17 protein-coding genes are annotated in these 18,945 nt (G+C 73.1%); 14 read left to right on the top strand and 3 right to left on the bottom strand.

The window, feature by feature from the left end; translation table 11 throughout:
• The first annotated feature begins 89 nt into the window (after positions 1 to 89).
• Complete coding sequence (locus tag ACWC91_RS38135; protein WP_225079448.1) at positions 90 to 1,013, top strand: helix-turn-helix domain-containing protein; 924 nt, start codon at positions 90 to 92, stop codon at positions 1,011 to 1,013.
• Positions 1,014 to 1,134: 121 nt separating this feature from the next.
• Here the strand turns inward: ACWC91_RS38135 and ACWC91_RS38130 are convergent, their stop codons facing one another.
• On the bottom strand, positions 1,135 to 1,953 hold the full coding sequence (locus ACWC91_RS38130; RefSeq protein WP_225079447.1) for an SAM-dependent methyltransferase: 819 nt from the start codon (positions 1,951 to 1,953) through the stop codon (positions 1,135 to 1,137).
• Positions 1,954 to 2,183: 230 nt separating this feature from the next.
• Between ACWC91_RS38130 and ACWC91_RS38125 the strand changes: the two genes are divergently transcribed.
• From ACWC91_RS38125 to ACWC91_RS38115, 3 genes are all read left to right on the top strand, one after another.
• Positions 2,184 to 2,414 (top strand): hypothetical protein, encoded by a 231-nt coding sequence (locus tag ACWC91_RS38125; protein WP_376501194.1) that lies wholly within the window; start codon positions 2,184 to 2,186, stop codon positions 2,412 to 2,414.
• 174 nt (positions 2,415 to 2,588) lie between these two features.
• Positions 2,589 to 3,476 carry a Gfo/Idh/MocA family protein gene (locus ACWC91_RS38120; RefSeq protein WP_450644532.1) on the top strand — a complete coding sequence of 296 codons (888 nt, stop codon included), beginning with the start codon at positions 2,589 to 2,591 and terminating at the stop codon, positions 3,474 to 3,476.
• Positions 3,477 to 3,536: 60 nt separating this feature from the next.
• The gene (locus ACWC91_RS38115; RefSeq protein ID WP_450644534.1) at positions 3,537 to 4,649 is read left to right on the top strand and encodes a PP2C family protein-serine/threonine phosphatase; all 1,113 of its coding nucleotides are present in this window, start codon (positions 3,537 to 3,539) and stop codon (positions 4,647 to 4,649) included.
• Between the two features lie 22 nt (positions 4,650 to 4,671).
• Here the strand turns inward: ACWC91_RS38115 and ACWC91_RS38110 are convergent, their stop codons facing one another.
• Complete coding sequence (locus tag ACWC91_RS38110) at positions 4,672 to 5,112, bottom strand: Lrp/AsnC family transcriptional regulator (RefSeq protein WP_281157562.1); 441 nt, start codon at positions 5,110 to 5,112, stop codon at positions 4,672 to 4,674.
• 744 nt (positions 5,113 to 5,856) lie between these two features.
• On the opposite strand from ACWC91_RS38110, the gene ACWC91_RS38105 reads away from it, so the two are divergent.
• The 7 genes from ACWC91_RS38105 to ACWC91_RS38075 all read left to right on the top strand — a co-directional run bounded on the left by ACWC91_RS38105 (position 5,857) and on the right by ACWC91_RS38075 (position 12,337).
• A complete protein-coding gene (locus ACWC91_RS38105) occupies positions 5,857 to 6,342 on the top strand; it encodes a TIGR00725 family protein (protein ID WP_225079443.1) in 486 nt (161 codons plus the stop codon).
• A gap of 262 nt (positions 6,343 to 6,604) precedes the next feature.
• Positions 6,605 to 8,521 carry an ATP-binding protein gene (locus ACWC91_RS38100; RefSeq protein ID WP_376501199.1) on the top strand — a complete coding sequence of 639 codons (1,917 nt, stop codon included), beginning with the start codon at positions 6,605 to 6,607 and terminating at the stop codon, positions 8,519 to 8,521.
• Positions 8,518 to 8,940, top strand: coding sequence for a roadblock/LC7 domain-containing protein (locus ACWC91_RS38095; RefSeq protein WP_225079441.1), 423 nt, complete (start codon positions 8,518 to 8,520; stop codon positions 8,938 to 8,940). Before ACWC91_RS38100 ends, ACWC91_RS38095 begins: the two co-directional genes overlap by 4 nt.
• A complete protein-coding gene (locus ACWC91_RS38090) occupies positions 8,937 to 9,296 on the top strand; it encodes a DUF742 domain-containing protein (RefSeq protein WP_281157503.1) in 360 nt (119 codons plus the stop codon). The genes ACWC91_RS38095 and ACWC91_RS38090 overlap by 4 nt, the downstream gene beginning before the upstream one ends.
• Complete coding sequence (locus tag ACWC91_RS38085) at positions 9,271 to 9,873, top strand: GTP-binding protein (protein ID WP_281157502.1); 603 nt, start codon at positions 9,271 to 9,273, stop codon at positions 9,871 to 9,873. The genes ACWC91_RS38090 and ACWC91_RS38085 overlap by 26 nt, the downstream gene beginning before the upstream one ends.
• The gene (locus tag ACWC91_RS38080) at positions 9,870 to 11,108 is read left to right on the top strand and encodes a cytochrome P450 family protein (protein ID WP_281157501.1); all 1,239 of its coding nucleotides are present in this window, start codon (positions 9,870 to 9,872) and stop codon (positions 11,106 to 11,108) included. Before ACWC91_RS38085 ends, ACWC91_RS38080 begins: the two co-directional genes overlap by 4 nt.
• Positions 11,105 to 12,337, top strand: coding sequence for a cytochrome P450 family protein (locus ACWC91_RS38075; protein ID WP_281157500.1), 1,233 nt, complete (start codon positions 11,105 to 11,107; stop codon positions 12,335 to 12,337). Before ACWC91_RS38080 ends, ACWC91_RS38075 begins: the two co-directional genes overlap by 4 nt.
• Positions 12,338 to 12,618: 281 nt before the next feature.
• On the opposite strand, the gene ACWC91_RS38070 is transcribed toward ACWC91_RS38075, so the two are convergent.
• Positions 12,619 to 14,115, bottom strand: a complete 1,497-nt coding sequence (locus tag ACWC91_RS38070) for a helix-turn-helix domain-containing protein (protein ID WP_225079436.1) — start codon at positions 14,113 to 14,115, stop codon at positions 12,619 to 12,621.
• Between the two features lie 1,219 nt (positions 14,116 to 15,334).
• On the opposite strand from ACWC91_RS38070, the gene ACWC91_RS38065 reads away from it, so the two are divergent.
• The 3 genes from ACWC91_RS38065 to ACWC91_RS38055 all read left to right on the top strand — a co-directional run bounded on the left by ACWC91_RS38065 (position 15,335) and on the right by ACWC91_RS38055 (position 18,927).
• On the top strand, positions 15,335 to 15,955 hold the full coding sequence (locus ACWC91_RS38065) for an L-threonylcarbamoyladenylate synthase (protein WP_172633114.1): 621 nt from the start codon (positions 15,335 to 15,337) through the stop codon (positions 15,953 to 15,955).
• Positions 15,956 to 16,144: 189 nt separating this feature from the next.
• Positions 16,145 to 17,338 carry a glycoside hydrolase family 64 protein gene (locus tag ACWC91_RS38060; protein WP_450643729.1) on the top strand — a complete coding sequence of 398 codons (1,194 nt, stop codon included), beginning with the start codon at positions 16,145 to 16,147 and terminating at the stop codon, positions 17,336 to 17,338.
• An 86-nt stretch (positions 17,339 to 17,424) separates the two neighbouring features.
• Positions 17,425 to 18,927, top strand: coding sequence for a metallophosphoesterase family protein (locus ACWC91_RS38055; RefSeq protein WP_281157171.1), 1,503 nt, complete (start codon positions 17,425 to 17,427; stop codon positions 18,925 to 18,927).
• Positions 18,928 to 18,945: the final 18 nt, after the last annotated feature.

The following is an 18,945-nucleotide window of genomic DNA, read 5'->3' as shown; positions in this document are numbered from 1 at the left end:
AACTTGGCGACTTCCCCCGGCGAGCGCGCTCCGCAGCCGGACGGTGCGGTACGGTGACTTTTCAGTCTGCCGGTCTACTGGGAGTCAGGATGTCCGCCGAGCCACATCGCATCTCCCGCCTCGAGCCCTATCTGGACCGGCCCGAGCCGGCCCCGACTCTGCTGAAGATGCTGGTCGGCGTCCAGCTGGCGGGCTTCCGCGAGGACGCGGGCCTGTCCCAGGAGCAGTCGGCGCGCGAACTCGGGTTCAGCGCCGCGAAGCTCTCGCGCATCGAATCGGGCAAGGGACGCCGCCCTCCGGCCGAGGGCGACGTCCGCGCCCTGCTGAAGCTGTACGGCACCGACGAGTACGAGTCCTCGGTCCTGCTCAGGCTGCTGCGGCGGGCGGGCGAGCCCGGCTGGTGGCAGCGCTACGACAAGCGGCTGATGCCCGAGTGGTTCGACCGGCTGGTCGGCCTCCAGGAGGCGGCCGCCGCGATCCGCACCTTCGAGATCCAGTACGTTCCCGGTCTGCTCCAGACCGCGGCGTACACCCGGGCCGTGGTGGAGCGGGGTCTGCCGACCGCCTCGGCGGGCGAGGTACAGCGGCGCGTCGAACTGCGCATGCGGCGAGCCCAGTTGCTGCTGCGACAGGACGCGCCGCAGGTGTGGGCGGTCATTGACGAATCGGTCCTGCTGCGTGTTCTGGGCAGCCGCGAGGTCATGCGCGAGCAGCTCGACCACCTCGTCACCATGGCGCAGCGCCCCAACGTGACCGTGCAGATCGTCCCGTTGGACGTGACGAACGCGTCCGCGCCCGCCATCCCGATCACGTATCTCCGGTTCGGCGGCCTCGACCTGCCCGACGTCGTCTACCTCGAACACATCAGAAGCGCCAACTTCCTCGAGGACCGCGACGAGACGGAGGAGTACCGGATCGCCCTGGACCGGCTGGCCGACGAGGCGCTCACGCCGCAGGAGACCCTGGCACTGCTGCGCAAGACCGCCAACGACCGTTACGCGTCCGCGTCCTAGCCAGAAGGCGATCAGCCCGAGGCGAAGGCCCGGTCAACGCGAACGCCCCGTCCACGACCCGGTGTCCGGGTCCTGGGCGGGGCGTCGCCCGTCCGTGGTGGTGCCGCCGTACGCCGATCCGCTAGCGGATCAGGCCTATGCCGCCGAACTCCACCCATTCATGCGTGAGTTGACGAGGAGCCACCTCGGAGTCCGGCCGCCAGGTGGACACCTCCACCAGGCCCGGCTCGAGAAGCTCCAGGCCCTCGAACCATTCGGCGACGTCCTTCTCCTGGCGCACCCGGCCCCAATGTCCCTGCGTGGCCTTGTCCATGAAGTCGGTGACGAAGGCCCGCACCTCGGGGTCCTCGCTGACCAGCTGGCACATGAGCATGATGCTGCCGGGCGCGAGCCGTTCCCGTACCCGCTCCACCACGGCGAGCGGACCGTCGGTGTCACTGTCCGGGATGCAGTGGAAGACCGAGTTGAACAGCACGGCCACCGGCTGCGAGAAGTCGATCAGGCGCTGGGTCTCGGGGTGCGAGAAGATCTCGTCGGTCTGCCGCAGGTCGGCGTGTATGACCGCGGTGCGCTCGTCCTGCTGCAACAGGGCCCGGCCGTGGACCAGCACCATCGGGTCGTTGTCCACGTACACCACGTGCGACTCGGGGGCGACGCGCTGGGCGACCTGGTGCACGTTGTCCTGGGTGGGCAGACCGGAGCCGTGGTCCAGGAACTGCCGGATCCCGTGCTCCTCGGCGAGCGTGCGGACGGCCCGTTGCAGGAAGCGCCTGTTGTTCAGGGCGAGCCGGCGGGTGCTGGGGACGACCTTGTCGAGTTCCTCGCACGCGGACCGGTCGGCCGCGTAGTTGTCCTTGCCGCCCAGGTAGTGGTCGTACATACGCGCAGCCGTCGGCACGTTCTCGTCAATGTTCGTGGACAGCTGGTTCTCCGCAGGCATCAGTCCCCCAGATTCGCCGATTCCACCGCGCCAACTGGGCCGGTCCGACTGAGAGTACATCCTAGGGAAGCCGCGTCTTCCCATACCAGCCCGGGGACGAACGACAGCCCGGGAGGGCATCACGGTCTGTCCCGATCCTCACGAACTCTTCACCGGACGGCACTCATCATCCGCCCGGTTCGGAGCACCCGGATCGAGCACCCGGATCCTCTGTCGGACAAGGGGGTGTCATGGTCTTCGTCGCCGTTCTGCTGCTGCCGCTCGTGTCCGTGCTGCTGGTGGTCATGGACCGCGTGGAGGAGCGGATGCTGGATCCGGCTCCGACGCGGGGCCGCCATGCCGGGCGCCGCGCACATCTGCGGCTGCTCCCGCGTGGCCGCCGCGGCACCGGGTCCGATGCCGGCCCGGTCGCGCCCGCACCGGACCCGGCCGCCGCCGACGAGCGGCGGCGGGCCGCCTGAGCCGGCGTGCGCCCCGGCCCGGCGGGCGTACGCCGGGCCGCGCCCGCCAGGCCCGATCCATGCCCGCTTTCGTCCGCGGGCTTGCTCGGGCACCCGGTTCCTGTGACACGCTCGGTGACGACCGGCCCGTACGGCCGGCCGTCACTCTGTCCGGCACAGTGGAGAGGCACCGGTATGCGCATCGGACTGCTCGGCACCGGCCCCTGGGCACGGATGGTCCACGCTCCCGCCCTGAGCGAACACGGCGAGCTGGACTTCGCCGGCGTATGGGGGCGGCGCACGGCCGCTGCCAAGGATCTTGCCGAACGACACGGCACGCACGCCTACGACGACCTCGACGCCCTGCTGGCGGAGGTGGACGCGGTCGCCGTCGCGCTGCCCCCGCACGTGCAGGCCGACCTCGCGGTGCGGGCCGCGCGGTCCCACTGCCATCTGCTGCTCGACAAGCCGCTCGCCGCGACGGTGGAACAGGGCCGCGCGGTGGTCGGGGCCGTCCGGGAGACCGGCGTGGCCTCGGTGGTCTTCTTCACCACCCGCTTCCAGCCCGAACCGGGGGCCTGGATCGCCGAGCAGGCGGCCCGGGGGGACTGGTTCACGGCACGCGCACGGTGGCTGGGCGCCGTGTTCACCGGCGACAACCCGTTCGCCGCCTCGCCGTGGCGGCGGGAGAAGGGCGCGCTGTGGGACGTCGGCCCGCACGCGCTGTCGGTGCTGCTGCCGGTCCTCGGCGACGTACGGCGTGTGACGGCCGCCGCGCACGGCCCCGGGGACACGGTGCACGCGGTCCTCGACCACGTGGGCGGCGCGTCCAGCACCCTCACCCTGAGCCTGACCGCTCCCCCGGCGGCGGCCGGGGCCACCGTGGAGCTGCGGGGCGAGGCCGGGGTGACCCTGCTCCCGGAGAGCTCCGAGGACGCCGTCGCCGCCTACGGCCGGGCGGCGGACGCGCTGCTCGCCGCCGCGCGCACCGGGCGCCCGCACCCGTGCGACGCCGCGTTCGGCCTGCGGGTCACCGAGATACTCGCGGCGGCGGAGGCCGAGTTGGCGCGCGACGCGGACTGACTTCCCGGCGGGCCGGGCTTCCGGCGTGCGGTACCGGGTCCGGCGTAGCAGCGTGGTCATGTGGTGAAGCTGCTTGCCCCGGTCCGGCGCCGGGACCCGCACCGGCGTGGCTGGCTGCACGGCGCCCCGCCGCCCCGCTGGATACGTGTGCTGCCGGTCGTGCTGGTCCTCTTCGTGTGCGCGGTCACGCTGCTGAGCCCGAACCCGCTCGACATCGGCTTCCTGCTCGGCGCGATACCGCCGCTGGCCGTGCTGTCGTACGGGCCGGTGGCGACCGCGCTGCTGGGCACCACGGTGGTGACCCTGCTGAGCGTGCCGGCCTTCCAGCTGAACCGGCCGGGCAACACCGACCTGGAGACCGTCACCTTCGTCGCCGTGCTGAGCGTGTTCCTGTCCTATGTGCGCAGCCGCCGGGACGCGCAGCTCGACCTGGAGCGCACGGTCGCGGAGGCCGCGCAGCGTGCCCTCGTCCCGCCGCTTCCCGCGCGGGTCGGTCCGGTGCGGTGCGCGGGCCTGTACCGGGCCGCGCAGCGCGGCACTCTGGTCGGCGGGGACTTCTTCGACGTGCGCCGGGGGCCCCAGGGGGTGCGGGCGGTCATGGGCGATGTGCAGGGGCACGGCCTGGCCGCCGTGTCCACCGTCGCCTCGCTGCTCGGCAGCTTCCGGGAGGCGGTGCTCGACCGGACGGATCTGCCGGGGGTGGCCGCAGCCCTGGACCGCCGGCTGGTGGTGGACTCGCTGGAGGTGCGGCACGCGGAGCTGTTCGCGACGGCCGTGCTGCTGGAGTTCGACGGGGACGCGCGGTCGGTGCGGCTGGTCACCTGCGGCCATCCCCCGCCGGTGCTGCTGCGCGACGGGCACGCCGAGGAGGTCTGCCTCGTGCCGTGGACGCCCCTCGGCCTCGGCCTGTCCGACGGCGTCCCGCGGCGCGGCGGGCACGTCCTGCCCCTGCGCCGCGGTGATGTGCTGTTCCTCGCCTCCGACGGCGTCACCGAGGCCAGGGACGCGGCCGGAGTGTTCTACCCCCTGCTCGACCGGCTGCCCCGGCTCGCCGCCGTCGACCCGGCCGAACTCGCCGACCACGTCATGGCCGACCTCCTCGCGCACTGCGGCACCCTCAGTGACGACGTGACGATGCTCGTGCTCGTGCCCCACCCGCCGGAGGACGGCTGACCCCCGACCGGGGGCGGACCGCTCAGCCCACGTCCCACAGGAACCGGTGGGTGTGGATGCCGAAGTACGGGAACGACTGGACCTGCCGGACGCCCTCGATGGGACGGACCACGTCGTTGACGAAGTCCAGCAGATCCCTCGGGCCGGGCGCGACCACCTCGGCGAACAGGTCGAAGCCGCCGGAGGTCAGCACCGAGTAGACCACCTCGGGGCGCCCGGCCAGTTCGTCGGCGACCGCCCGCGGGTCGCCGTCCACGCCGATGCCGAGCAGCGCCATGGCCTGTCCGCCCATGGCCATCGGATCGGTCACGCCGACCACCTGGACGGTCTTGGAGTCCAGCAGGCGCTGGAGCCGCTGGCGGGCGGCGGACGCGGACAGACCGACCTTGGGGCCGAGGTCCGCGTACGCGATACGTCCGTCGGTCTGCAACTCGCGCAGGATGGCCCGGTCGATGTCGTCCACGTGCGTCGCTCTCCCTCTCCGGCCGGATCGCACCAGCGTAGGCCCTGCGGTCGGCCGTGCAGTTCGGCCAGGGCGGCGGCGAAGATCGGGTGTGCGCGTCGGCGTCCTCCTCGGTGGTGTCGGGGCACATCAGCGCCATGTCGTGGAACGGGTGGAACGGGGTGAGCAGGATGCCCCGGTTGGCCAGGTAGAGGTGGAGGAAGATCCTTCAGCTCGGCGTCCGCGGCGGCCGCCGACTCGATGCCGGTGCGGGGCACCGGGGCACCGGGGCGCCGGGGCGGCGGGTCACCGGGGCGCCGGGGCGGCGGGGCGGCGAAGCGGTACTCGGAGCGGGCGCCGAGGCGGCTGGCCGACCAGGGCAACCGGTGGGTGTCGATCCCGGTCTGGGCGCCGACGCCGCCCATGTCCACCAGGTGCAGGTGGGCACGACCGAGGAGCCGGTCGGCGAGGTCGGCGGGGAGCCCGTAGGCGTCGGCCGGGATGCCGCGGCCGATCGCCCTGCCGATGGTCAGCGGTTCGGGCTCCGGGTCCCGGGTTGCGGTGCAGCTCCAGGTAGCGGGGGGCAGGCGCCGGCGGTCTTGTTCATCCAGGTCATCGGCACCCGGCCGAAGAAGTGGTCGGCGCGGTCGTAGGCGGCCTTGGAACGCGGGTTGCGCCGCTCGGCCTCGGTGCTCTCGCGGGCGAGCAGGTCGTATGGCCGGTGCCCGCCTTGCCGACGGGGTTCGGGGGCCGTTCCATGGGCGTATGCGTCCCTGTGTAGCCGTCGCCGGGCCCGGAGAGGCCTCCGAGCGGGAGGCGGAACTCGCCCGGCAGGTGGGAGTCCTTCTGGCCCGGCGGGGAGCGGTCGTGGTGTGCGGGGGCCTGGGCGGGGTCATGGAGGCGTGCGCGCGGGGCGTGACGTCGGCGGGCGGTACCGTCGTCGGCCTGCTGCCGGGTCGGGACCGGGCCGCGGGGAACCCGCACCTGAGCCTCGCGGTGGCGACCGGCCTGGGCGAGCTGCGCAACGGGCTGCTCGTGAACACCTGCGACGCGCTCGTCGCCGTGGGCGGCGGCTGGGGCACGCTCAGCGAGGTGGCGCTGGCTCTGCGGGCGGGCAAGCCGGTCGTACTGCTGGAGAGCTGGGCCCTGCCGGGCGCGCCGTCCGCCACGGGCGGGATCCACGGGCCGGCCGAGGCGGCGACACCGGCGGAGGCCGTCGAGGCGGTCCTGCCCTCGGCCCTAGCGACCTGAGACGCGATTGACCTGAGGCCCGATTGAGACCGGGAGACTGTTCGCGCCTGAGACTCAAGTTACTTGACGGTCCATCAACTATCTTTTTCTGTATGGGCAATTCAGACACTTGACCTGGAAACGAACAGTAACTGGGCAGTTTTGTGGAGAAGTTGTCGCCCACCGTGTGAGTTCGGTCGATGACAGCGTGTACGGTGCTCCGAACGCCTAGGGGCAGGGTCACGGACCCGGCCCTTCCCGACGTCTCCTGGAACCGCCTCCCATGATCGAAATGCCGGGCCTGGTGGCCGGTGGTCTCGCCGCCGGGACACTGTCCGCCCTCGCCCTCGGCGGCGGCCTGCTGCGGTCCCGGCGCAGGCAGGCCGTCCAGCGCGACCGGATCGCCTCCCTGCTCCAGCAACTGGAGGACGTACAAGGGACGTTGACCGCCGAGGTGGACCATCTGGCGGCGGAGCGGATCCCCGCCGCGGCCCGGCGGACGGCGCATCCGCACGTCGTCGTGCCCGGTCCGCTGGAGCCGGGAACCACCGGGACGCCGTTGGGCGTCGCGCTGGAGGGCGTGCTGAGCGCCCTGCGCACCGAACTGCTCGCTCAGCGCACCCGGATCGACTCCGCCGCCCAGGCCGGGATGCGCGGCGCCACCCGGGAGATCCAGGCCGCCCTGTACCGGTTGCAGGACGCCCTGCGCGGTCTGCAACAGCGTTACGACGACCCCGAGTTGGCGCAGACCCTGTTCACGCTCGACCACGAGAACGAGCAGTCGCTGCGCCGGGCCCAGGTCGCCGCGGTGGTGTGCGGGGCCTGGGTCGGGCTGGCGCGTGAGGAGTCGCACCTGGTCGACGCGGTGACCGGCGGCCAGGCACGGCTCGCCGGCTACCACCGGGTGCGGGTGCACAACCATCTCCAGGAGGGCACCGCGCTCGTCTCGCACGCCGTCGAGCCGGTCGCCCTCATCGTGGCCGAACTCCTGGACAACGCCCTGCGCCACTCGGCGCCGGACACCGACGTCCTGGTCAACCTGGAACACGTCCACCACGGGGTCTGCGTCACCGTCGACGACGCGGGCCTGGGCATGACGCGGGACGAACGGGCCCGCGCGCAACGGCTGGTGGCCGGCGGCGAGCCGATCCTGCTGACCGATCTCGGGGACCCGCCGCGCATGGGGCTCGCCGCGATCGGGCAGCTCACCCGGCAGTTCGACCTGGGCGTCGACGTGTCCTCGCCCTCGCCCTACGGAGGAGTGCGCGCGGTCCTGCGGGTCGCGAGCCATCTGCTCACCCGTATCGACCCGGTCGAGAGGCCGCCGGCGGCCAGCGCGCCCCGCTCGACCCTGAAACCCGTAGCGCCGGACCGGGCCACGGATCCGCACCACGACGCGACCCCGCGGCCCGCGTCCCCTCTCCCGCACGGCCGGACCGCGCCGCGGGAGGCCGCGCCGGAGCACCGCCAGGCCCCGGCGCCGGACGGTGCCGGCACCGGGCACTCCCACGGCACGGAACAGGGCGGCGAGCCGCGGCCCGCCGCTCCGGCCGGTGGGGCTCCGCGCGACACGGGCGGAGGTCTGCCGCAGCGACGCCGCCGCTCCCGCCGTACCGCTGCGCCCGCGACGGCGTCCGGACCACACCTCTCGGCGCGCACGCCGGAGGAGGCCGCGGCCGTGCTCGGCGGTCTTCAGTCCGCCACGGCGGCGGCCCGCGGCGCCACCGACCCGGCGGCCGCGCGCGCCGGGACCGGACCCGCGGCACGGACACGGGCGGCCGACGACGGCGGACCCGCCGGGGGAACGCCCGCGAACGCCGGGGGAGCGCCCTCGAACACCGGGGAAAAGCCCGCGAACGCCGGGGAAAAGCCCGCGAATGCCGGGACAACGCCCGCGAGTACCGGGAGCCGAGCCTCCGGAGGGCGGCCGGCGCCCGAGGCGGTCGGGCCCGCCGCACACGATCGCCCCGGCACCGGCGGCGGAACCGCCCCACGGGAACCCGGGGAAGCCGAGCGCTGGTCCGCCACGGCGAAGACGACGGACTCCCGCACTCCGTCCGCCGGGACGGACTCGGCCCGGGACGGGGCGGGGGAGGCCGGGCCGAAACGCCGGGGCGGCTCAGGCTCGGCAGGGGGCCCGCGCGACGCGGGCGCAGTGGAGAACGAACACAACGACCATGAAAAGGGAGCGGCTCGATGACCAGCCGTCAGGCAGGCGACACGGCATGGGTGCTGGACCCGATCCTCGAGGTGCCGCATGTCGTGGCCGCCGTCCTGCTCACCCGCGACGGACTCGCCACCGGGTACACGGACGCGCTCTCGCAGCCCTCGGCGGAGCGGGTGGCCGCCATCACCAGCACCGTGCAGGGCGCGTGCCGCACCGCGGCGGCTGCGTTCGCGGACCAGGACCGGGCCGAGGTGCGACAGGTGGTCGTCGAGTCCGACCACGGCTACGTCCTGATCGTCCCCACCGACCACGGCACGTGTGTCGCCGCGTACGGGGATCCGGAGGTCCGCCTGGACCTTCTGGCGCACCGCGTCCACTCCCAGGTGGCGCGGATGGGCGAGAAGGCGATGGCCGCCGCGACCCGGGGATCCGACGGCGGCGCGCCGGCATGACCGGCCGCCGTGGCGGCCGTCCCCTGGTTCCCGCGTACCTGTCGACCGGCGGCGTGGCCCGGCCCAGCCGGCCGCACCTGGAGCGGCTCTCGGTGCTCACCGCTGTCGGCAGGTCCGCGCCGGCGGGCCTGCCGGCCGCCCAACTGGCCCTGCTGGACGTCCTGGACGACGGTTCGCTGACGGTGGTGGAGGCGGCGGCGCTGCTCGAACTGCCGGTCTCCGCCCTCCGCGTCCTGGCCGGCGACCTGATCGACCGGAACCTGGTGCTGGCGCGCGCGCCGATCCCGCCCGCCGAACGGTTCGACCCCGACCTGCTGAAGAGAGTGGCCGATGGCCTCCGCGCCCTCAAGCACTAGCGGCATCCACCTGCCCGACACCGCCCGCGACCTGGTGAAGATCATCGTCGCGGGCCCGTTCGGAGTGGGCAAGACGACCCTCATCGACTCCGTCTCCGAGATCCGCCCGCTGCACACCGAGGAGACCCTGTCCGAGGCGTCCGCGCGGGTGGACGACCTCGCCGGGGTCCGGGAGAAGGCGACCACCACGGTCGCCATCGACTTCGGGCGGATCAGCCTGCCCGGCGGGATCGTGCTGTACCTGTTCGGCACGCCCGGACAGGAACGGTTCCGCCCGCTGTGGGACGACATCACCCACGGCGCCCTGGGGGCGCTCGTGCTCGTGGACAGCCGCCGTATCGACGCATCGTTCGACGTGCTCGGGCTGGTGGAGGAGAGCGGGCTGCCGTACGCGGTGGCCTTCAACGCGTTTCCCGACTCGCCGAGCCACTACAGCGACGAGGAGTTGCGCGCGGCCCTGGACCTGGAGCCCACCACCCCGATGGTGACGTGCGACGCCCGGGACGCCGACTCCTCGATCGACGCGCTGCTCGCTCTGGTCCAGTATCTGATCGACCATCCCTCGGAGCGCCGGTGACCACCCACTCCCCCGGCCGGCGGGCCTTCTCGCACTCGGCTCCGGTACGGCTGTGGGAGGACGGTTTCGCCCTGGACCCCCACCGCTACTACGCCGCCCTGCGCGCCCAGGGCCCGGTGGGCTGGGCCGAACTCGCGCCCGGCGTACCCGCGTACGTCGTCACGGACCGGCGGGCCGCCCTGGATGTGCTGCACGACACCGAGTCGTTCTCGCACGACCCGCGGCCGTGGGAGGCGACCGTCCCCGACGACTCGCCGGTGCTCGGCATGATGCGCTGGCGGCCGAACACCCTGTTCGCCGACGGCGCCGCCCATGTCCGCTACCGCAGCTCGCTGATGGACACCTTCGACCGCCTCGAACCGCACGACCTGCGGGCGCGGGTGCACCGGGCGGTGCGCCTGCTGGTGGGCCGGATCGGGCCGCGCGGCGAGGCCGACCTGGTGTCCGACTTCGCGCGCCCGCTGATGGCGCTCGTGTTCAACAGCCTGTTCGGGCTGCCGGAAGACGCGAGCGACCGCCTGAACGAGGCGCTGGGCAAGATGATGGAGGGCGGCGACCAGGCGGCCGAGGGCGAGGCCGAGTACGCCGGGTACGTCCTGGAGCTGATCGCCGCGAAGACCGAACGGCGCGGCGACGACCTGCCGAGCCTGCTGCTCGACCACCCGGCGGGGCTCAGCCCGGAGGAGGTCACCTGGCAGGTCTTCCTCACCCTCGGCGCCGGCCACGAGCCGACCGCGAACCTGGTGTCCAACGCGCTGTCCCGGATCCTCGGCAACCCCGACTACTACTCCACCCTGACCAGCGGGGCCCGTCCGGTGATGGACGCCGTGGTGGAGGTGCTGCACCACGAGACCCCGCTGGCCAACTACGGCATCCACTTCGCGCGCCGGTCCATGACCTTCCACGGGGTCTGGATCCGGGCCGCCGTACCGGTCGTGATCTCGTACGGGGCGCTCGCCCACTTCGCCGAGCGGGAGGCCACCGGTGGCCGCCACCCGAAGGACGCCTCGCACCTCTCGTGGTCGGCCGGCCCGCACGCCTGCCCGGTCAAGCAGCCCACGCTGCTCATCGCGACCGAGGCGATCGAGCGGCTCACCCAGTGGCTGCCCGACCTGGAGCCGGTCCTGCCCCGCGAGCGGCTGACCTGGCGGCCCGGCCCGTTCCACCGTTCGCTGACGTCCCTGCCCGTGCGGTTCAGCCCCCGTTCCCCCGACCAGCCTGGAGAGCCGACGTGACCGTGACCGACCGTATCGCCCTCGACCCGTTCGGGGCCGACATCGCCGCCGAGAGCGCCCGTCTGCGCGCCCTGGGCCCGATCGTGCCCGTCGAACTGCCCGGCGGCATCCCCGCCTGGGCGCCCACGGGCTACGACACCCTCAAGGAGCTGATCCTCGACCCGCGGGTGAGCAAGGACCCGCGCAAGCACTGGAGGCAGTGGGCGGAGGTCGGCCAGAACCCCTCGTGGGGCTGGATCCTCGGCTGGGTGGGCGTGGTGAACATGCTGTCGACGTACGGCCCCGACCACGCGCGGCTGCGCAAGCTGGTGGCGCCGAGCTTCACGCACCGGCGCACCGAGGCGATGCGGTCGCGGGTGGAGGCGATCACGGCGGAGCTGCTGGAGGAGCTGGCGGCCGCCGGGGCGCGGGGTGAGACGGTGGATCTCCGGCAGGAGTTCGCGCATCCGCTGCCGATGCGGATGATCTGCGAGCTGTTCGGTGTACCGAACGAACTGCGGGAGGACACCTCGCGGCTGGTCACGGCCATCATGGACACCTCCGATCCGAGCCCGGAGCACACCGCGTTCGTGCAGGGGCAGATCGGTGCGGTGCTGGGCGGGCTGATCGCCCACAAGCGCGAGCACCCGGGCGACGACATGACCACCGAGCTGATCCGGGTCCGGGACGAGGACGGGGACCGGCTCAGCGACGAGGAACTGCTCTACACGCTGCTGCTGGTGATCGGCGCCGGTTTCGAGACCACCGTCAACCTCATCGGCAACGCGATCGTCGCGCTGCTCACCCGCCCCGGGCAGGCGGAGGCGGTGCGCGGCGGGAAGACCGGCTGGGACGCGGTCGTCGACGAGACGCTGCGCGTGCACCCGTCCATCGCGTCCCTGCCCCTGCGGTTCGCGGTGAGCGACCTGACCGTCGGCGACGTCACCGTCCCGGCGGGGGACGCGATCATCACGACCTACGCCGCCGCCGGGCTGGACCCGGCGCACTACGGCCCGGACGCCGGCGTCTTTGACGCCGCGCGGAGTGCCGACGACCACCTCGGCTTCGGCATCGGCGTGCACCGGTGCATCGGGGCGCCACTGGCCCGTATGGAGGCCCTGACCGCGCTGCCCGCGCTCTTCGACCGCTTCCCCGGTCTGCGTCTGGCCGTCGGCGCGGAAGAACTGCGCCAGGTGCCGTCCTTCATCGCCTTCGGCTGGCAGGAGGTGCCGGTGCGACTGGACGGCTGAGTGCCCGGCGTTCCCGCGGCGGCGGGGCGCGGTGCTCGACGGCGGGCCGCCCCAGGAGTCCTGGGGCGGCCCGCGGCGCGGAGTTCGCCGTGTGCGGGCGCCGTGCGGTGCGCTGACCCGCGCCCGGGCGCCCGACGGCACGGGACCGGTCCCCCGTTCCGGTCCCGTGTCCGCGGCTCGTCGAACCTATGTGTACAGGACAGGCGTTGGGTACCGCGCCGGTGCCCCTTCGGCCCGGCGGAGGGCTCACCCGTGCACAAGTGAGTCCGGAATGCCCGCGTTCACTCCGCGCCGAGGGCGGGCGGTTGGAGGTCGCCCACCGCCACATGGGCCAGGACGACCTCGTACAGGTCGCTGCCGGCGGCGAGGAGCTGGCGTTCCAGGACGGGCTCCACCCCGCGGACGTGCTCGCGGACGGTCTGCGCGTGCATGCCGAGCAGTTGCGCGGCGCGCTCGGCGTTTCCGCCGGCGGTGATCCAGGTGCGCAGGGTGCCGCGCAGGTCTCGCGCGTCCGCCGCCAGACGGCCGAGGAGCTCGCGTGCCCAGGTGTGCAGCGCCGGGCCGGTCAGCAGGTCGCCGAGGCGTACCGAGCCCGTCCGCGGCGCCGGGCCGACGGCCGGCTGGTCGTCCAGGCCGGCCTGGGTGTTCAGGGCGAGGTGGACGGCGGCCCGGTCCGTCAGGCTGCCGAAGTCCGCGCCGACCAGTCCCTCCACCCGCTCCATACGGGCCCGTACCGTGTTGCGGCTCACCCCGAGGACCTTCGCCGCGCTCACGGCGGTGAACTCCAGGCCCAGCCGGGTGGTGGCGAGCAGTTCGGCGCGTGTGTGATGCGCCAGTGTGTCCAGCGGCCGCAGCAGCCGGGCGGACCAGGCGCGCAGTGCCTCGGGGTCCATCAGGCGCTCGGGGTGGCTGCGTTCGGCGTACACGGCGGCCCCCTCCGGACGGAACCGGGCGACCGCGAGGGCGCTCACGGCCTGCCCGTACGCGGTGGCGGTCCGGGCCAGGCCGTGCCGGGTGCTGCCACCGAGGAAGGTGCGCTCGCGCGCGCCGACCAGCGAGCGCAGGTTGCGGCCGTCGGTCTCCAGCGGCGCGAGCACGATCACGTGCTCGTCCACCGCCGGGCAGAGCACCACCAGGGCTCGTTCCCCGGTGGCGTCCAGGCATTCGGCGGCCAGCCGGTGCCGTTCGTCGCGGCGGGTTTCGACGACGTAGACCCAGGCGGCGTCCGTGTCGAGGAGTCCGGGCCACAGGCCCGCGGCCACCCGGCGGGCCGAGACGGTGTCCTCCACCATCAGCAGTTGCAGGATGGCCAGCCGCAGGGCCGCCGTCGCCTTTTCGAGCCGGTGCCCGGCGACGGTCGACTCGTGGGCCCGCAGCAGCAGTTCGAGCACTCCGGCGGTGTGGGTGACCATCTCGGCGGCCTGCCGGTCGAAGGGCTCGGCGCGGGAGACGGCCAGGACGCGGGCCGACTGGGGACGCGGGCCTCCCACGCGCACCAAGCGGACGTGGTGTCCCCGGCCCTCCAGCGCGGCGGAGGCGAACCGGCCGGTGACGACGTCCTCGACCACGTTCTCGTCCAGGGCGACCGGCTCCCCTGCGAGCAGGGTGCCGGTGCCGTCCAGCAGGCAGCCGGTCCCGTGCACGGACGCGGCGAGCCAGGCGACGACCTTGCGCACGTCCCGTCCGGTCGGTCGCAGTTGGTCGAGGAGTTCCTCGGCCCAGGACGCCCGGTCGTCCCGTCCCGGTGCTCCGGCGGACCCGTCCTCTCGCCCGGCCATGTCGGCCCTCTCCTCATCCGTCGCCTGTCCGTGGCCTTGACCTCGGCGTTTTCGGTCTTGGACGTTACCAGGCGGTGCCTCTTCACTCCGGCCCCGGGCACGCGCACGATCGGACGAGCGGTCAGGAGGGCGGCTTCACCGGTTGTTCACGAGGGGGGGGTGGCGAACAACCGGCGAAGCCACGCGCCCGAGGCCGGGGGGACAGCTCCCGAGCGCCACGTGAAGCCTGCTTCCCCCGTTCCCGGGAAGTACGCCCACGATTTCGAAGCGGATACGACTCCACCGGCACGGGGCAGCTTGACGGGACGCCGAGGTAACGGACACGAGGCGGGCGAACGCCGGGCACGGCTCGGCGGGTGGCACAGTGGGGGCTACTCAGCCCACCGGCGCGGCCCGACCCGCGCGAGCGGCACAGCACGCACAGCGACACGGCCCGGCGCGGGCCACGGCACGGAGAGCCCAGCCCGGCCGGCGGCGCCCAGCGGCCCGCGCGGGGCGGCGGGACAGAGCAGCGCCATGCAGACAGCACAGGCGCTCGGCGCAGGCGGCTCTGCACAAGAGGCGCATCCGCCGCCAACGACACGTCACAGCGGCGCGCAAAACGACGCAGTTGGACGCGATGCGAGCGCCGGGGCGCCGATAGGCGGGCAGCTCAGCTCCGGTAGGTGAGGCTCGGTGCGGCGCGCACGGCACGGAGCGGACCGCTCAGCCTGTGCGAGCGGCACAGCGACACGGCCCGGGGCCGGCCACGGCACGGAGAGCCCAGCCCGGCCGGTGCCGCCCACCGCAGCCCGCGGGGAGGAGCGGGACGGAGCAGCACCGTGCAGACAGCTCGGCGCAGGCGGCGCTGCCCAAGAAGCACAGCCGCGGCTGACACCGCAGCACCAGCGACGGAGCACAGGGCGGACACCGGCCCGCCGCCCTGGCGCGATGCGAGCGCCAAGGCGCGAGCGGCCCGCGCAAGGGGGCACCCGCGGCGCGCGCAGCCGACCACCGCCTGCACGATGCAACGCCGCCGGGCGCGGCGGGCGCGGCACAGCCCCCGCGGCCCGCGCGAGCGGCACCGGCGCGGAGCAAGCGGCGCCGACGGCTCGGTCTCGGCCGGCCTGCGGCCGGGGCGTGTCGGGTGCGGGTGGGTCGCGGAGCGGTGGGGCGGCGCGCAGGGGGTGTTGGCAGGGGCCTGCGACGTGGTGGGTGGGGTTCGGCATAAGCTCGGCGGATGGCGAAGTATTTCGACGTGCACCCCGACAATCCGCAGCCGCGCGCGATCCGTCAGGTCGCGGACAGTGTGCGCGACGGCGCGCTGATCGCGTATCCGACCGACTCGTGCTACGCCCTGGGCTGCCGGCTGGGCAGCCGGGACGGTATCGAGCGGATCCGGACGATCCGGCAGCTGGACGACCGGCACCACTTCACCCTGATGTGCCAGGACTTCGCGCAACTCGGCCAGTTCGTGCGGATCGACAATGACGTCTTCCGCGCCATCAAGGCGTCCACGCCCGGCAGTTACACCTTCATCCTCCCCGCCACGAGGGAGGTGCCGCGCATGTTGCAGCACCCCAAGAAGAAGACTGTCGGAGTGCGCATCCCCGACCACGTCGTCACCCAGGCCCTGCTCACGGAACTCGGCGAGCCGCTGCTGTCCAGCACGCTGCTGCTGCCCGACGAGGAGGAGCCGATGACGCAGGGCTGGGAGATCAAGGACCGGCTCGACCACGTGCTGGACGCGGTGGTCGACTCCGGCGACTGCGGCACCGAGCCGACCACGGTCATCGACTTCTCCGGCGGCGAGGCGGAGATCGTACGGCGGGGAGCGGGCGACACCTCACGGTTCGAGTGAGGGACCCGGCGCGAACGGCGGGCGGCCGGAGGGCGACGGGGGTCCGCCACCGCCGCGAGACGCCCCGGGCGTGCCGCACAACGAGGCCCTGATTGACATGTACGCACCCTGGACGGGATTCTGAGAGCGCTCTCACTTCAGGTACGGACCAACCAACTCCGTATCCCCCAACCCCCACGGAGGTGGAGCATGCTCAGCAGACTCAAGGTGCTCGCGGCGACAGGGGCGACGGCCCTCGTCGGCGCGCTGCTCGGATTCGGTGCCCCCGCCCCGGCCGAGGCGGCGGTGCCCGACACGATCCCGCTGGAGGTGACCAACGACTCCGCCCGCGGCGAGCAGCTGTACATCTACGACATCGGCACGTCCCTGACGACCGGTCAGCAGGGCTGGGCCGACGCGAACGGCGCCTTCCACCCGTGGCCCGCGGGCGGGAACCCGCCGACTCCCGCCCCCGACGCCTCGATCCCCGGGCCGGCCGCCGGGCAGTCGGCGACCATCCGGATCCCCAAGTTCTCCGGGCGGATCTACTTCTCCTACGGCCGGAAACTCGACTTCAGGCTGACCACGGGCGGACTGGTCCAGCCCGCCGTGCAGAACCCGAGCGACCCCAACCACGACATCCTCTTCAACTGGTCCGAGTACACACTGAACGACGCCGGTCTGTGGCTCAACAGCACCCAGGTGGACATGTTCTCGGTGCCGTACTCGGTGGGTGTCCGGCGCGCCGACGGAAGCACCGTCAGTATCGGCCGCCTCAAGCCGGGCGGCTACCACGCCGTGTTCGACGCCCTGCGCGCGCAGCCCGGCGGCTGGGGCGGTCTGGTCCAGACCCGGTCCGACGGCACCGTGCTGCGAGCGCTCTCACCCGGGCACGGCATGGAGAACGGCGCCCTGCCGGGCGGCGTGATGGACGACTACGTCAACCGGGTCTGGCAGAAGTACGCCGGCACCACGCTCACCGTCACCCCGTTCGGGGACCAGCCCGGCACCCGCTACTACGGCCGGGTCTCGGGCGACGTCATGAACTTCACCGACGCCTCGGGCGCCGTCGTCACCAGCTTCCAGAAGCCGGACGCCGACAGCGTCTTCGGCTGCCACAAACTGCTGGACGCCCCGAACGACGCGGTACGCGGTCCCATCTCCCGCACGCTGTGCGCCGCGTTCAACCGGTCCACGCTCCTGGTGAACCCCGACCAGCCGGACGCCACGGCCGCGAACTTCTACCAGGACCCGGTGACCAACCACTACGCGCGGATCATCCATGACCGGATGGCCGACTCCAAGGCCTACGCGTTCGCCTTCGACGACGTCGGCAACCAGGAGTCCCTGGTCCACGACGGCGATCCGCAGCGGGCCTACCTCACCCTCGACCCCCTGGACTAGCACGCGAGTTGGCCACGGAGGGGTCCGGCGCCCGATCGCCGGACCCCTCTCGTGCGCAGGGCTTGATCATTGTTACGGTGCACCGCGTGTCCAACTCCTCACGCGATACCGTCGAAGGCGCCGGCTGGACGGCCACCGAACCAGGCTCGTACCGGCAGTTACTCCCCGCCAGGGTGCGGAAGCTGTCCTGGCTCGACCCGCGCGTCCTGTGGGCCGCCCGCAACGGGGTGGTCGCCTCCTGGTTCGGGGACCCCACGGGCCGCACCCGGGACCGGTGGGTGGCGCAGCGGACGGCGGCCGGAGCCCCGGCGGACAAGGTGATACGGCGACCGGAGGGGGACCGCTTCTCCTTCCTCGTCATCGGGGACACCGGTGCGGGCGACGACTCGCAGTACGCCGTCGTACCCGGCCTTCTGGAGGCCGGTCGGGAAACGTCGTTCGCCGTGATCACCAGTGACGTGATCTATCCCGTCGGGAGCACCGACGACTACGGCACCAAGTTCTTCCGCCCGTACCAGGACTATCCCGCGCCGATCTACGCCATACCGGGGAACCACGACTGGTACGAGGACCTCGGCGGTTTCATGCGCGTCTTCTGCGACGACGCCCCGCCGCTGCCGCCCGAGCCGAAGCCCCGCCCGCTCGGCCGTTCCTGGTGGCGTGCGCTGCTGTGGCACCAGCCACGCCCCACGGACGAGCAAAGCTTGACCGAGGCCAGGAAGTTGAGGTCCCAACCGGGTCAACAGGCCGTCCAGCCGGGCCCGTACTGGGCGATCGACGCGGGTCCGGTGCGGATCGTCGGCATCGACACCGGCCTGCTCGGCACGATCGACGCCGAGCAGGGCGCCTGGCTGCGGGAGGTCTCGCGAGGACCCCGCCCGAAGATCCTCCTCACCGGATCACCGCTGTACGTGGACGGCGAGCACCATCCCTGCCCCATCGAGGGCGGCGGCACCGTCGACGACATCGTGCGCGACCCCGTGCACCGCTATGTGGCGGCGATCGGCGGCGACATCCACAACTACCAGCGCTATCCGGTCGACGTGGACGGCCGCACCGTCCAGTACGTCGTCTCCGGCGGCGGGGGCGCTTTCATGCACGCCACCCACACCATCCCGCGCGTTTCCGTCGCGAACGTCACCGAGTCGGACTTCCGCTGCTATCCGCTGCGCGGCGACTCCCTGGCCTTCTACAGCAGGGTGTACGCCCGCCGGCTGCGACTGCGCCGCTTCCTCACGCTCAGCGAGGCCGAGGCGATGGCCGTCGTCGCCGAGCGGCTCGGCGTCCCGTCCGTCCGCCCCGGGGGCGCGCCGGTACGGGTCACCCGGCGCGTCCGCCTGGTGGCGAGCCTGCTCGGCGCCGGCCGCCGCCCGGAACGCCGGGCCCGCTTCCGCCTTCCGGTGCGCAAGCTCTACACCCAGCTGTTCTCGCCGAGTTCGGCCACGTACAGCCCGCCGTTCTTCAAGTCGTTCCTGCGTCTGGACGTCACAGGGGAGGCGGTCCGGCTGCGCTGCTTCGCGGCGACCGGCGGACGCGCCCAGGAGGTGGCACCGCCCGTCGAGGACGAGGTCACGATCCCCCTGACCTGACCGCCGGCGTACCGGCCG

The organism is Streptomyces sp. NPDC001204 (genome assembly GCF_053598035.1).
Note: the sequence above shows the minus strand (reverse complement) of the source record. Positions and strands in the feature narration are given on the sequence as shown.